The sequence below is a fragment of the Phenylobacterium sp. genome, assembly GCF_030645195.1.
Classification (GTDB): Bacteria; Pseudomonadota; Alphaproteobacteria; order Caulobacterales; family Caulobacteraceae; genus Phenylobacterium.
Genome location: NZ_JAUSLW010000198.1, coordinates 1 through 13,001, shown reverse-complemented (window position 1 = coordinate 13,001; position 13,001 = coordinate 1). Strand labels below are relative to the sequence as shown.

Sequence of the window (13,001 nt, the reverse complement as noted above, 5' to 3'; positions counted from 1 at the left end):
GGGAGCATCTAGAACGTCAATCCGCATCCCCCGCCAGCACCGTCTCCCGGTGCGCCAGGGCGACGGCCGCCGGCAGGCTGGACCAGCCCTGCAGCAGGGAGCCCCGACCCCAGGGCGGAGAGAAGTATTCCACCGCCCCCATCCAGCCCTGGCTGAGACAGAACTCCCACCACCGCGTCAGGGGATAGCGCCAGCCGGGCAGGCCCCGCCGCAGCCGCTCCCCGGCATAGAGGCCGTCCAGCCAGGGCCAGTCGGAGCCGTTGTGGTAGCGGTAGGGGAAGACGGTCTTGGACCTCAGGTCGCCGCGCCGGCTGAAGGGCGGGTGGGCGCACATCATCCCCCAGTCGCCGAAGCCCTGGCCGGGATTGTGCCGGGTCTCCAGGCGCCGGCGGACGGACTCCAGCACCTCCAGGGCCTCGGCCCCCGGCACGGCGTCGTGGCGCAGCAGGGTCAGGCTGTCGAGGGTCAAATGGTCCTCGGCGATGTCCGCCGGCGTATCGAGATAGTCGGGATAGCCGCCGTGCGGCCGCTTCAGCTGCGTGGCCACCGCCGCCCGCGCCTCGACGGCCGTGGCCCGCGCCCGTCGCGCGAGGTCGGGATCCTGGGCCTCGCCCATCGCCGCCATGGCGTCCAGGGCCCCGATCCACAGGCCGATATTGTAGCTGACATGGCCGGCCCGATAGACGTTGTCGGCCCAGTCCCGGTCATGGCGCGGCTTGGCCGGCAGGCCGTCCCGCGACAGCTCGACATAGCGCTCATAGATCGCCCGCACGAAGGGCCAGTTCCGATCCACCGGCTCCACGTCGCCGGTGACCCGGACATAGTCCCCGAGCGCCAGGACGAAGAAGAGCGGGCTGTCGAAATGGTCGCTCCACCAGTCGGCGCGGCGCTTGTGGATCCAGTCATAGCCGAACACCGTGGTGCGCAGGGCTTCCCAGGCCTGGGCCATCTCGGGCCCGGAGACGATCACGCCACTTGGGGCCTCGCCGTCGGGCTGGACGCCGGCGGCCAGCAGATCGATCTGGGCGTGGACCACGGCCGGCGCGGCGGTCAGCAGCAGCTGCAGGGTCCAGTAGCCGTCGCGGTAATAGGTGCGGGCAGGGGCGCTATAGGCCAGGCCCGCCGCCAGGCCGTCGAACCGTCCCCGCTCGTCGCGGCGCACCGACGACAGGGCCGCGTGGGTCCCCTGCATGACCATGGAGCGCAGCACCGGATCGGCCTGCGCCATCTGGTCGCAATGGGCGGCGTAGTGCTCGGCCTCGGTGACGATGGTCTCCACGGCCAGGCCCAGGCCCCGCTCGGCCTCGTCCAGGTCCGCCCCGGCCGCGATCACCAGGTCATCTCCCCGGGTCTCGATGAGCAGCACCGCCCAGGGCAGGTCGATCCGCCGCCTCTCGCCCCGGCGCGTGACCTTCGACCTCGGGTGCGCCGTGCGGTCCCAGGACGCGCATTTCCGCGCCGGGGTGAAGCCACGATAGGCCACGCCGCGCAGCACCAGCACCGGGTCGGACTGGGCCGCCCAGGCGCCGCCGGAGGGCGTCGTCAGCAGGTTCGGCGCATGGACATAGGGCCCGGCGAGACCTGAGAACCGCAGCCGCCCCAGGTCGCCGGCGCCCCAGAGGGCCAGCTCCACCCGGCCGTCGGCGTGCAGCTCGCCCTGCAGGCGCGGGGCCATGATCGGCAAGGTGACGGCCATCTGGCTCTCCACCCGGCCGTCGGGGCGGGGAGTCAGCATGGCGCGCCATGGGCGGCCACGGCCACGGCCAGTTCGTCGCGCATCATCTGCTTCAGCCGCTCGGGCGCCAGGATCTCCACCTTGTCGCCCCAGGTGAACAGGTGCCAGGCGAGCTCGCGCATGCCGGCGGCCTGGAAGCTGGCGATCACCCCGCCGTCGGGCTGGGGCTCCAGCTTCTGGGTCGGGTGGAAGCGCCAGCCCATGGCCTCCTCGGCCCCATGCGGCAGGATGCGCAGCCGCACCTCCTCCACCACGTCCTGATAGATGCCGAAGGACCGCTCCACGAAGGCCTGCAGGGTGAAGTCCTCGGGCTTGGCGCCGAAGGTGTCGGTGACCTCCAGGTCGGCGATGCGGTCCAGCCGCCAGGTGCGCGGCTCGGTGGACTTGCCCTCCGCCCCCACCAGGTAGTTGGCCCGGCCAAACAGCACCCCGAAGGGCGTCACCTCCCGCACCCGCCCCGGCGTCGAGCCGCCCTGGTAACGGAAGCGCAGCCGGCGCAGGGACTTGATGGCCTGGCGGATCGCGCCCAGCACCGCCTCGTCCTCGAAGGGGCGCGGTCCGGCGTGAATGGAGATGGCCTCGGCTTCCAACAGGGCCTCCAGGTCCGGGGCGAGCTTGCGGCGCACCCCGGCCCGCATGGCCGAGAGCACCTTCTGTTCCAGGTTCAACAAGGCGCCGGCCCGCCCGGTTGCGCCCATGGCCCGGAACTGCTCGGCCGCGGCGTGCAGGGCGGCGAACTCATCGGCGGTCGGCGCCTGGAAAATGCCGTCCAAGCCGGAGGGAATCTTGAACCGCCGGGTGGGGGGATCCTCCACCTCCTCCATCTGCGGAAAGGCGTCGCGGACCGCGTCACGCATCCGCTCGGCGGTGCGCCGCCCCACCCCCATGGCCTGCGCCATCTCGTCCAGGGTCAGGCCCTCGGCGGAGGAGGCCAGGAGGCGGGCCAACTCCAGCAGCCGTGTCGCCTTCTCGTGCCGCAAGCTCCGTCCTCCGCCTTGGTCCGCATACCCTTTAACCGGTTGCGGGCCTTGCCTGCTACCGGTCCGCGCGGGGCTCGGCGGCGATGGCCGCGGCGAACCGCGCCAGGCCGCCGGCCAGGGCGGTCGACAGCTCCGGGTCGGCGGCGATGGCGGCGGCGTCCAGGGGCCGGCCGCGCAGGGGCAGGGTCACGAAGGCCTCCTCCACCAGCCGCGCCGACATGGTGGTCAGGATCTCCCGCAGCTGGGCCGGGGCGTGGATTGAGCTCGGCGAGGTGCTGATCAGGATGGTGGGGGTGTCGTGGAATTCCAGGCTGGCCACCAGCCAGTCCAGGCCGTTCTTCAGGGCGCCCGGGACACCGTGGGCGTATTCCGGCGAGCTGATCAGCAGGCCGTCGCTGGCCCCGACGGCCTGGCGCAGGGCCACCACGGCGGCGGGCGGGGCGTCGGTGTCGAGGTCGGGATTGAAGGGCGGCAGGCCCGCCAGGCCCTCATAGGCCGCCACCTCCACCCCGACCGGAGCCAGCAGGGCGGCGGCCAGCAGGGCCGCGCCGTTGGAGGAGACGGCCCTCAGGCTGCCGCAGAGGGCGAGCAGGCGCATGGAAATTTCCCACCTCGGCAACTTCATGAATCGACGCCCGTTGATAGGCCGAGTCGGTCCGGGGTCCGGGGCCTCGGAAAAAGAGAACATAGCAAAAACATACGACCGTTTCTGACGCACCCGCCCCCTAGGGTGATCCTGCCGAAACGAAAGGAGCTGCCCATGCCCAACGTCGCTCAACTCCGCCGCCCCCGCGCCGTCCGCTCCGAGCCGTTGTTCCTGTTCGACGTCCGCCGTCCGGTGGAGCCGGCCAACGCCGAGATGATCGCCAAGGTCATCACCCACGCCGACATCGCCGTGCGCCAGGCCGGCGGCCGCATGAAGCTGCGGGTTTCGCCCGAGATGGTCGAGCGCCTGCAGATCCAGGGCCGCCTGGCCGCCGGCGACCATCGCCTGACCGACCTCACCGTGGTCTGGGACGAGGCCCAGGGCGAGGTGGTCAGCGTCCGCGACGACGCCCGCCTGCGCGACGCCAACGCCCGCTTCGCCGAGTGGGACTCGCTGTGGGACGAGGCCAGCTACGAATTTGCGGATGAGCGGCAGTCGGTGGCGGCTTAGTCGGCCTGATCGGCCTGATCGGCCTTGGCCCAAGCCTCGATTCCGGCCGGCGTCAACGCCCCGGCTTCAGGTAGGCACATGAACTTCATGGGCGTTCCATCGCGCAGATAGCGATCCAGTTCGCGCATCCTGGTCTCCGCCGTGTCCATTTCCTTGGCGAGGTCCCGGCTCCATCGAAACCACTCCCCGTCGCTGTCATTCAGGCTGAACCATCGCGGCGGTCCACGATAGATCCGTCCATCCATCCAGGCGACGTAGGTGGTGGGCGGAACCACGACACGCGGGTCTGTCGTCATCCACTCGATCACGAAGCGGCCATTGGAGTATTTCGACCAGTGCAGACCGACTTGGTCGAGTTGCCCTTCCCTCATCCGCCGCCAGCCCAAACGACTGCGCATGCGCTTCACCGGAAGTTTTGCGCCGCGCCGGAATTCGAGTTCCTTGAACAGGGGATAGAGTCGGGCGTGGGCCGCCTCGCGCGTCGCCTTCTGCTTCTCGCTAGCGTTCATGGCCGTCGCCGCCCCATCTCAAATCCACTGGAGAAACCAGTGAGCGGAAGGGCCAACAGCTTTCCGATATCTTCAGGCAAGAAGTGGTCGATCCGATAGTTGGGCAACTCCTTCCACGCCAAGGTTTGCGCTGGGCTTAGATCAGCCTCAAACCCGAACTTCGCCTCTACGGGCTTGCCGGTCTTCGTTAGATGATCAACTCGCGTATAGCTTTTCGACAATTTGACGGGGCGTTGGCGCCGAGCGACACCTTCGCCTTCTAGCCGGCTGCGCATTTCGGAAAGCGCGTCCCCAACCGTACCCTTTCGTAACCCCTTAATGCTGTTCAGCCCCGGGAGTGCATGGACGCCCAAGGTCCCCAAGGCGCCGGCCGTCTTGCCCAGGACGCTCCCGGCCGCCGCACCTTCGGACATCCGGACAAGGGATGGCATGCGCCCGTTGAACGCGTCGTCTGCAGCCGACCCCGTGGCGCCGCCCAGGGCGCCGCCACGGGCCGGGCCTAAGTAGATTGTCCCCACCGAGTCGACCGCGCCACCAACCGCTGACGCCGCATACGACCTCAGACTACTTTTCCGCTGGGAGGCGACATCTGACACAGCCTGCCCTGTCACGCCCGCGGCGCCGCCGGCACCCGCCGCGATCCCCGACCATCGCACATGATCGCCCAACCCTCGGGCCAAGGGCGTGATCCGCCTCGTCGCCGTGGCGCCCTTCACGAAGCGGGCTGCTTTCGGGACATAGCTGGCGGCCTTGAGGGCGCCCGCCTCCACGCCCACCGGTGTGAAGGCCGTCGCGACCGCGCCGGCGACCTGCCCCGCCGTCCGCGTCATCGGATAGTGCGCCTGATCATAGGCGTCCTGGGCGCGCAGCGCCTCCATCTGCTGGTGATAGCGATCCGACCAATGGCCGTCCCCAGGGAGGCCGGCATGGACCAGGGCGGACGCTTGGTCCCCCGCGCCGAAGGTCGCGCCATCGCTGAAGCCGTGGAAGGCAGCCGCCGCGCGCTCGCCGGATGATGTCGGGCTCGGGGCCGCGTCCGGACGCTTCGCCGGCGGGGAATAGCCACGTCCCATAGGTCTGGAGGCCAGGGCCGGGGCTGGGTTCTGACGCTTCGGCGCCGCCATCGGGGAGCTTGACGACGTGGCCGGCCCTCCGCCAGCTTGCGCATAGCTTCGCCCCATCATCTTGGACGTCTGGGGTTGCGCGATCGTCTGACGCCTCGGCGCCGGCGCCGGTTCAGGAGACCCCAGCTTGCGCAACGCGGTCAGCGTGTCGCCCACCGCCGATCCGCCCGTTCGAGTCGCCTCGTTCCAGAGCGTTCGGCCCCGGTCTTCAAACCGCTGGCGCGCCTCGTCGATCTCCGCGGTCGTCCTTCGATAGTAGCGATCAAGCGATCCGCTCATGGCCATCCTTAAGGCTGATGATTGAACACGCCGGCGGCCGGTCTTACGCACCGAGCCGCGCTCCTCAAAGCCGCCATAGGTGCGGCTCAAGCGACCAAAGAACCCTACTACTGGTGAAGCTTGAAGTCGAACAAAAGAAGAACATTTTTCATCCTGCGACCACCGTCAAGCGCCTGCCAGCTCGGCCAACGCCCCCCGCAGAAGATGATGAAGCCGGCTCGCGATCTCTTGTTGCGAGTCATTCTCAAACGCAATAAGCCTGGAGGCCCGCAAGGAGTCGCCCATGGCGCAAGACACCCTCCCCGACCTCACCCATGGCGAGCGCCTGCTGCTCTTCGGCTTCCGGGCGCTCGCCTTCGAGCTGGGGGCCTGTCCCCTGGTGCGGCGGTCCTTCCACCAGGCCTGCGGGGACACCGAGACGCTCAACGCCCTGGAGGTCTTCGTCCGCGAACTGGCCCGCCACGGGCGGCGCAAGGTGACCCTCGGCGTCCCCGGCTCCCTGCCGCTCAGCCGCGACGAGCAGCTGATCCTGGCCCTGTTCGCCGCGGCGCAAGCCGAGGATTATCCGCGGCTGGAGGCCCACCTGGCCTGGCTGCTGGCCGACAGCCCCCGCGCGCCCTTCGCCGCCGCCGCCTGCCTGGTGGCCCAGGCCTTCGGCTTCAACGGCCTGATCCTGCGGGTCCCGGACATGGCCCCCGGGCCCGAGGCCCGCGAGACGGCGGAGGTGGTCGTCCCGTTCCGCCGGGCGATCTAGGGTCCATCGGCGCGCGGCCCCCCCTAGCCCCCCTCATCCGCTCATCCGCTCATCCCGGCGAAGGCCGGGACCCAGATTCATCCCGCGCCGACAGAGATGATCCCCCTCCGCATCCTGGGCTTCCCACGCGCTCGGAGTGGGTTTCACCTGGGTCCCGGCCTTGGCTGCTTCGCGCCGCCGAAGATCGGTCGCCGGGATGAGCGGTATGGAAGACGACCCTCCACAGCGTTCAGTCTCGCCCCATGCTGCGCAGGGTCCCTCTCCCCCGCTGCGCAGGGGCGGAAAAGGAGATCAGGTCCCCGGCTGGATATAGGGGACCTTGGCGAACAGCCGCCGCTCGGCGCCGCGCGGGTCGTCTGCCAGCCGCGTCTGCGCGTCGAAGACCATGGTGGCCCGCCGGGTCAGGTCGTAGGGCGTCCAGGTGGGAAGCGCCGGGTTGTTGGGGTTTCCGGTCCTGGCGAGCGCGATGAAGGCCTCGCTCATCTTGTCGGCCACCGATTGCGCGGCCGCCGACGGCGCCACCGGCGAGCCCTTGGCCGCCAGGTTGTCGAACACCAGGGGGATGTCGGTGGTGTGCATGGCCCGCAGCCGCCCGCCCTCCACAGTGCTCGGCAGGTCGAGCTGATAGACCCAGGCCGGCGCCCCGGCCCGCGCCCGTTCCTCGGCCTCGATCACCGCCCCGCGCCAGGAGCGGCCCGCCGTGATGGCGGCGAAGAACACCTCGCTGGGGGAATAGCCCGGGTACAGATTGCGATATTCGGCCACCACGTGGTCGGGATCGATATCCACCCGCATCTCCGGGGCGATCCGGCCGGCGACCTCGTCCCACCCCAGGTTGAAGGGGTCGGGCCTGGAATGGGCCACGAAGGCGCGGGCCTCGTCGTGGGTGTTGCCGATGATCATCGGGATCTTCAGCCCTTGCGGCGCGGCGTCCGGCCAGAAGGGGTGGCGGGTCAGCGAGCGCTCGTCCAGCACCGGCCCGAAATAGAGGCTCCCCTGGGTGAAGGGATCGCGGACGCTGAGCCCCTCCAGCAGCTTGGCCGTCGGCAGGGTCGCGGCTTCGGCGGCCCGGTCCGACGTCAGGCCGATGGCGGCCAGGAACAGGGTCATCCGCTCGGTGGCGTGCAGGGGACCCGAGGCCGTCACCTGCTGGCCGCTCATGGTGGCCGCGCTGTGGAACAGGCCCGCCGCGGCGGGCATCGCCATCATCGTGGCGATCTTGGCCCCGCCGCCCGACTGGCCGAAGACCATGACCCGGGAGGGATCGCCCCCGAACTGCGCGGCGTTGTCGCGGACCCAGGCCAGCGCCAGCAGGATGTCCAGCATGCCGGCATTGCCGCTGTCGGCGAACCGCGGCCCCGCCAGCCTGGCCAGGAACCCATAGCCGAACACGTTGAGCCGGTGATTGATCGTCACCACCACCACATCGCCGCGACGGCTCAGGCGCACCCCGTCATAGAGGGGGGAGGACCCCGAGCCGTTCGAATAGGCGCCGCCGTGGATGTAGACCATCACCGGACGCCTGACGCCGTCCCTCAGGCCCGGCGTCCAGACATTGAGGAACAGGCAGTCCTCGCTCTGGACGGTGTCTTCGCGGCCGCTCTGGGGCGAGCTTGGGCCATAGGCCGTGGCCTCCAGCGTCCGGGTCCAGGGCGCAGGCGCCACCGGCGGACGGAAGCGGCGCGGGGCGGCGCCGTAGCGCACGCCCTTGAACACCCTGATCCCCCGCTCGACGAACCCTCGCACCGGGCCGTTCGTGGTCCGCGCCACCGGGGATGTCCCCGCCGCGAAGACGCCCGAGGGCGCCAGCAGGGCCCCACCGGCGGCGATCAGCCTGCGTCGCGAGACCTCGCCCATCGGCGTCTCCCCTCGTCTGGTCCGACAAGGATAGCCCCACCCTGACACCGGTGTCACGCCTCCGGAGTCGCTGGGCTGTGGGTCAGCGTTCCGGTGGGACCTCAGCGGTCACATGTCGGCCAATGACGGCCGGCCTGGCCGCCCGCAAGGCCTTGCCCGACAAGCCTCCGTCGGCCACCACGCGGCGAAAAAGGCCTTCTCCTCCATCCGCGACCACCAACATGTGAAATCGGGGCGGCGCGCGCGCTCTAGAACACCACCACCGAGCGGATGCTCTCGCCCGAATGCATCAGGTCGAAGGCCCTGTTGATGTCCTCCAGCGGCATGACGTGGGTGATCATCGGGTCGATCTCGATCTTGCCGTCCATGTACCAGTCGACGATCTTCGGCACATCGGTGCGGCCCCGCGCGCCGCCGAAGGCCGTGCCCTTCCAGACCCGGCCGGTGACCAGCTGGAACGGCCGGGTGGAGATCTCCTTGCCGGCCTCGGCCACCCCGATGATGATGCTCTCGCCCCAGCCGCGATGGCAGGCCTCCAGGGCCTGGCGCATCACCGTGGTGTTGCCGGTGCAGTCGAAGGTGTAGTCGGCCCCGCCGTCGGTCAGGGCCACCAGGTGGGCGACGATGTCCCCGTCGATCGTCTTGGGATTGACGAAGTGGGTCATGCCGAACCGGCGGCCCCATTCCTCGCGGTCGGGATTGATGTCCACCCCGATGATCATGCCCGCGCCCACCATCCGCGCGCCCTGGATGACGTTGAGCCCGATGCCCCCCAGGCCGAACACCACAACATTGGCGCCCGGCTCCACGCCGGCCGTATTGACCACCGCGCCCACCCCCGTGGTGACGCCGCAGCCGATGTAGCAGGCCTTGTCGAAGGGGGCGTCGTCGCGGATCTTGGCCACCGCGATCTCGGGCAGGACCGTGTGGTTGGCGAAGGTCGAGCAGCCCATATAGTGGGCGATCGCCTGGCCCTTGTACGAGAACCGGCTGGTCCCGTCCGGCATCAGGCCCTTGCCCTGGGTGCCCCGGATCGCGGTGCACAGGTTGGTCTTGCGCGACAGGCAGCTTTTGCACTGGCGGCATTCGGGCGTGTAGAGCGGGATCACATGGTCCCCCGGCTTCACGCTGGTCACCCCCGGCCCCACCTCCAGCACGACCCCGGCCCCCTCGTGGCCGAGGATCGAGGGGAACAGCCCCTCTGAATCCAGCCCGTCCAGGGTGTAGGCGTCGGTGTGGCAGATCCCCGTGGCCTTGATCTCCACCAGCACCTCGAAGGCTTTCGGCCCCTCCAGGTCGACCTCGACGATCTCCAGGGGCTGCTTGGCTTGGAAGGCGACGGCGGCGCGGGTCTTCATGGGGGACTCCTCCAGAACTTGCGGGGACCATGTCGGCCCCTCGCCGGAGAGGCAAGACGCCCGGGCGGTCAAAATTTCCCACAGGCGCGAACGGCCTAGCTGCGCGGGGTGAAACGCCGGGTCCACTATGACAGCCGGGTTTCATAGTTACTGGATTTGCCGGAAAATTCCGGCGTCCGCGTCCGAACTGTTTCAGTCTCGCCCCGCCGATTGAAACAAATCCCGCCGACGAAGCTGACCGGTCAATTGCATGGCTCCTCACCGGAGTTGCGCTCCTCCGGGCGCCGCTCCAGGCCAGACCCCCCTGGCCACGAACGAGGGACCAATGCAGATATCAAGCAGTTCAAGTACTTACGACACCAGCGCGACCCAGCGCATGCTGGCCGCCCTGATGCAGCAGCAGCAGGGCGCCGGGCAGGATGTGCAGGCCGGCGGCCGGCCGTCAGGCCCTCCCCCCGGCCCGCCCCCGGGACCGCCGCCGGCCGGCGACTCCCAGGCCTCCAGCCAGTTTTCCTCCAACACCCTGGCCAGTCTGCTCCAGGCCCAGGAGGACGAGCCCACGGCGTCGGATCTCGCCACCAAGCTGATCGGCGACGTGGACACCGACGGCGACGGGACCCTGAGCCTGTCGGAGATCGAGAGCAGCCTGAAGGGCGCCAACGCCGCCAGCGCGTCGTCGGACCTCACCAGCGCGCTCTCCAAGCTCGACACCGACGGCGACGGCAAGCTCGGCCTCGAGGAACTGACCAAGGGGCTGGAGGCGATGGCGGCCAAGCATCAGCGACATCACGCCGAGGCCACCTCCACCGCCGCCAGCATCCTGGCAACAGCGCAAAATGCGTCGTCAGCCACGGAGACCGGCGTCACCGTCTGACCCGTCCAAGGGCCGGAGCCGAAGCTCCGGCCCGAGACCGCCGAAAGCCAAGCGAGCCCCTCGTGCCGGCGATGACCGCCAAGGCGGCGGCGGTGTAGGCCAGGGCGGCGTAGATCGCGCCATCCTGGCTGAGGTCGCTGAAGCGGTTGAACGACCAGTGCATCAGGATGGCCGGCATGACCGCGCCCCGGGTGTTGATCGTCACCCAGGCCATCAGCACGGTCACCGACACCATGGACAGGCAGAACCAGCCGATCGGAAGACTGGACTGCGGCATGCCGGAAAACAGGAAGGCTGGCAGGTGCCAGACGGCCCAGATGACGCCCAGCAGCACCGCCGCGGCCGTCGGATTGAAGCGGTCGAGCATCCTGGGCAGCGCGAACCCGCGCCATCCCGGATCCTCGCCGATGGGACCCGGATCCAGCACCATCATCGCCAGGCCTGTCACGGCGAACTCCGGCCAGCGCGCGAAATCCCACACGGGCGGCGGGGCCGTCCCCCAAAGGTGCGCCTGCAGGAACCGCGCGCCCAGGGCCACCCCCGCGATCCCAAACGTCGCCGCCAGGTACCAGCGCAGCGGGAAGCGCCACCGGAATATCCGCCCCACCAGGTCCCGTAGGCCATCCCGGCCGTCATGCGCAGCCGTGACGGCGAACGCGAGGATCGTGGGCGACCACACGGTCACGAAGATCAGCGGATTGCCCAGGGAAACCTCCCCGAAGACCCTCGCCATCGGCCCGCCGGCCACGGCGAACAACAGGCCCACCCCCCAGGCCCAGGCGAAGACCAGGATGTAGAACACGCCGAGCCCGCTCGCCCGGCGGACGGCGCGCGGCGGCGCCTTGCCGCCGCCCCTGCGGGCGTCCGACTCGGCTCCAGAGCCTGAGTGTTTCTGTTTGTGCATGGCCAAGACCCTCCAAAAGAATTCAGAGGATCGCCGCTTCGGCGCATCGTCTCGGCGACACTGAAAAAGCCTCGTCGATTCCGAACTTAATCGGTGTCCTTGGCGATCTGGGCCTCCAGCGCCGCGCGCCGCCACGCTGTGGGCGTCGCGCCGGTGGCGGCGCGGAACGCCCGGTTGAACGGACTGAGGGAGCCGAACCCCAGGTCAAAGGCCAGGCTCGCGATGGTGGCCTCGGCACGGGCCGGATCGGCCAATCGCGCCTTGGCGGCCGCGATGCGGTAGCCGTTCACGAAGTCGGCGAAATTCCGATGCCGCAGGCGGGTGTTGATGAGCCGGCGCAGCCGGTGCTCCTGGGTTCCGAGTTCATGGGCCAGGGCCGCGATGTTCAGACCCTCCCGGCGCCAGCCGCCGGCGTCCATGAACGCCTCCAGCTTCGCCAGCAGCACCCGCTCGGCGGCGACGAGCCGGGCGTCCGTCACCTTGGGCAGGGCGGCGGGCGTCGCGAAGAGCGGGGTCCGCGCCTGGAGCAGCAGCCAGCCCATCGCCAGGGCCAGGGCCGCAATGGCCACCGCCCCGAACGCCTCCCCAAGGGCCACCGAGGCCCAGGCGCCGCCACGGCCAAGCCCGTGCAGGGCGCCGGCCGCGCCCTGAGTCGCCGCGAAGAGAGCCGCGATCCCCAGGATCAGGCCCCGAGAGGATCTGCGGCTGTCCACAAGGTCGCCGCGCCAGCTGCGGAGAATCAGAACCATCGCGTGCAGGCAGAGCGCGGCGGCGGCGACATTGAAGGCCGCGCGCAGCAGCCGGTCTGGGCCCGCCGGCGACCAGGTCGCGGCGATCCCCAGCAACAGCAGCAGGGCCGCGGGGGCGAAGGCGAACCCGCGGAGGGGGCGATCCTGGAACACGCAGGAGACGAAGGCCCAGAAGAAGCCCGCGGCCGGGAATGTCATCCAGAGCAGCAGCTGGGGACGGCCCAGCAGTATCGAGCTCTGCTCGGACCCGGTGAGCGTCCAGGCGGCGCTGCTCAGGAAGGTCAGGACCGTGGTCAGCTTGGCGTCGCGGCTGAGCTCGCTGCGCGCGACGCTCAGGGCGATGACCAGGAACGCCCCGATCGCGATTCCCCGCAACAATGGCGCCGTCGTCGTCAGCATCTGGCGCCCTCCGCCCGGAGGTCGGCTCAATGCGACCTAGCCTGCCGTCTGCGCCCCTTGCGCTATCTTTAACCTAGCAGCGTGGGAATCCCTCAACAACCGGACCACGCCTCCCCTAGCCCGCCGACAGCGGCAATCTCACCCGCGCCACCAGCCCCTCGGGCCCCGCCCGCAGGGTCACGTCCCCGCCGTGCGCCCGCGCGATGGACCGCGCCACGGCGAGGCCCAGCCCCACCCCGCCGCCGTCCAGCGTTCGCGCGGCCTCGGCGCGGTAGAAGGGCTGGAACACCCGCTCCAGTTCGCCCTCGGCCAGGCCCGGCCCG

Annotated in this window: 13 protein-coding genes; 3 read left to right on the top strand and 10 right to left on the bottom strand. The window is 69.9% G+C overall.

The genetic code is table 11. The features are described from left to right. Positions 1–16: 16 nt before the first annotated feature. From Q7T09_RS17025 to Q7T09_RS17015, 3 genes are read right to left on the bottom strand one after another with little or no spacing between them, the layout of a single operon-like run. On the bottom strand, positions 17–1,735 hold the full coding sequence (locus Q7T09_RS17025; RefSeq protein WP_304701323.1) for a hypothetical protein: 1,719 nt from the start codon (positions 1,733–1,735) through the stop codon (positions 17–19). After that, positions 1,729–2,715: a YafY family protein gene (locus Q7T09_RS17020; protein ID WP_304701322.1), complete on the bottom strand. Its 987-nt coding sequence runs from the start codon at positions 2,713–2,715 to the stop codon at positions 1,729–1,731. Before Q7T09_RS17020 ends, Q7T09_RS17025 begins: the two co-directional genes overlap by 7 nt. Before the next feature lie 55 nt (positions 2,716–2,770). Beyond that, a complete protein-coding gene (locus Q7T09_RS17015; protein ID WP_304701321.1) occupies positions 2,771–3,313 on the bottom strand; it encodes an NADPH-dependent FMN reductase in 543 nt (180 codons plus the stop codon). 162 nt (positions 3,314–3,475) lie between these two features. Between Q7T09_RS17015 and Q7T09_RS17010 the strand changes: the two genes are divergently transcribed. Beyond that, complete coding sequence (locus tag Q7T09_RS17010; protein WP_304701320.1) at positions 3,476–3,871, top strand: hypothetical protein; 396 nt, start codon at positions 3,476–3,478, stop codon at positions 3,869–3,871. On the opposite strand, the gene Q7T09_RS17005 is transcribed toward Q7T09_RS17010, so the two are convergent. Both Q7T09_RS17005 and Q7T09_RS17000 read right to left on the bottom strand, forming a co-directional pair. Further along, on the bottom strand, positions 3,868–4,380 hold the full coding sequence (locus tag Q7T09_RS17005; protein ID WP_304701319.1) for a hypothetical protein: 513 nt from the start codon (positions 4,378–4,380) through the stop codon (positions 3,868–3,870). The genes Q7T09_RS17010 and Q7T09_RS17005 overlap by 4 nt on opposite strands. Next, on the bottom strand, positions 4,377–5,873 hold the full coding sequence (locus tag Q7T09_RS17000) for a hypothetical protein (protein WP_304701318.1): 1,497 nt from the start codon (positions 5,871–5,873) through the stop codon (positions 4,377–4,379). Before Q7T09_RS17000 ends, Q7T09_RS17005 begins: the two co-directional genes overlap by 4 nt. Positions 5,874–6,066: 193 nt before the next feature. Between Q7T09_RS17000 and Q7T09_RS16995 the strand changes: the two genes are divergently transcribed. Next, the gene (locus Q7T09_RS16995) at positions 6,067–6,537 is read left to right on the top strand and encodes a hypothetical protein (RefSeq protein WP_304701317.1); all 471 of its coding nucleotides are present in this window, start codon (positions 6,067–6,069) and stop codon (positions 6,535–6,537) included. Positions 6,538–6,828: 291 nt separating this feature from the next. On the opposite strand, the gene Q7T09_RS16990 is transcribed toward Q7T09_RS16995, so the two are convergent. Then, positions 6,829–8,394, bottom strand: coding sequence for a carboxylesterase/lipase family protein (locus Q7T09_RS16990; RefSeq protein WP_304701316.1), 1,566 nt, complete (start codon positions 8,392–8,394; stop codon positions 6,829–6,831). Between the two features lie 248 nt (positions 8,395–8,642). Then, positions 8,643–9,752: an S-(hydroxymethyl)glutathione dehydrogenase/class III alcohol dehydrogenase gene (locus Q7T09_RS16985; protein ID WP_304701315.1), complete on the bottom strand. Its 1,110-nt coding sequence runs from the start codon at positions 9,750–9,752 to the stop codon at positions 8,643–8,645. Positions 9,753–10,077: 325 nt separating this feature from the next. Between Q7T09_RS16985 and Q7T09_RS16980 the strand changes: the two genes are divergently transcribed. Continuing rightward, a complete protein-coding gene (locus Q7T09_RS16980) occupies positions 10,078–10,626 on the top strand; it encodes an EF-hand domain-containing protein (RefSeq protein ID WP_304701314.1) in 549 nt (182 codons plus the stop codon). On the opposite strand, the gene Q7T09_RS16975 is transcribed toward Q7T09_RS16980, so the two are convergent. From Q7T09_RS16975 to Q7T09_RS16965, 3 genes are all read right to left on the bottom strand, one after another. Next, positions 10,616–11,530: a CPBP family intramembrane glutamic endopeptidase gene (locus tag Q7T09_RS16975; protein WP_304701313.1), complete on the bottom strand. Its 915-nt coding sequence runs from the start codon at positions 11,528–11,530 to the stop codon at positions 10,616–10,618. The genes Q7T09_RS16980 and Q7T09_RS16975 overlap by 11 nt on opposite strands. An 86-nt stretch (positions 11,531–11,616) precedes the next feature. Continuing rightward, positions 11,617–12,678, bottom strand: coding sequence for an AraC family transcriptional regulator (locus Q7T09_RS16970; RefSeq protein WP_304701312.1), 1,062 nt, complete (start codon positions 12,676–12,678; stop codon positions 11,617–11,619). A gap of 115 nt (positions 12,679–12,793) precedes the next feature. Further along, on the bottom strand, positions 12,794–13,001 hold a 208-nt coding region (locus Q7T09_RS16965; RefSeq protein WP_304701311.1), incomplete at its 5' end, for an ATP-binding protein.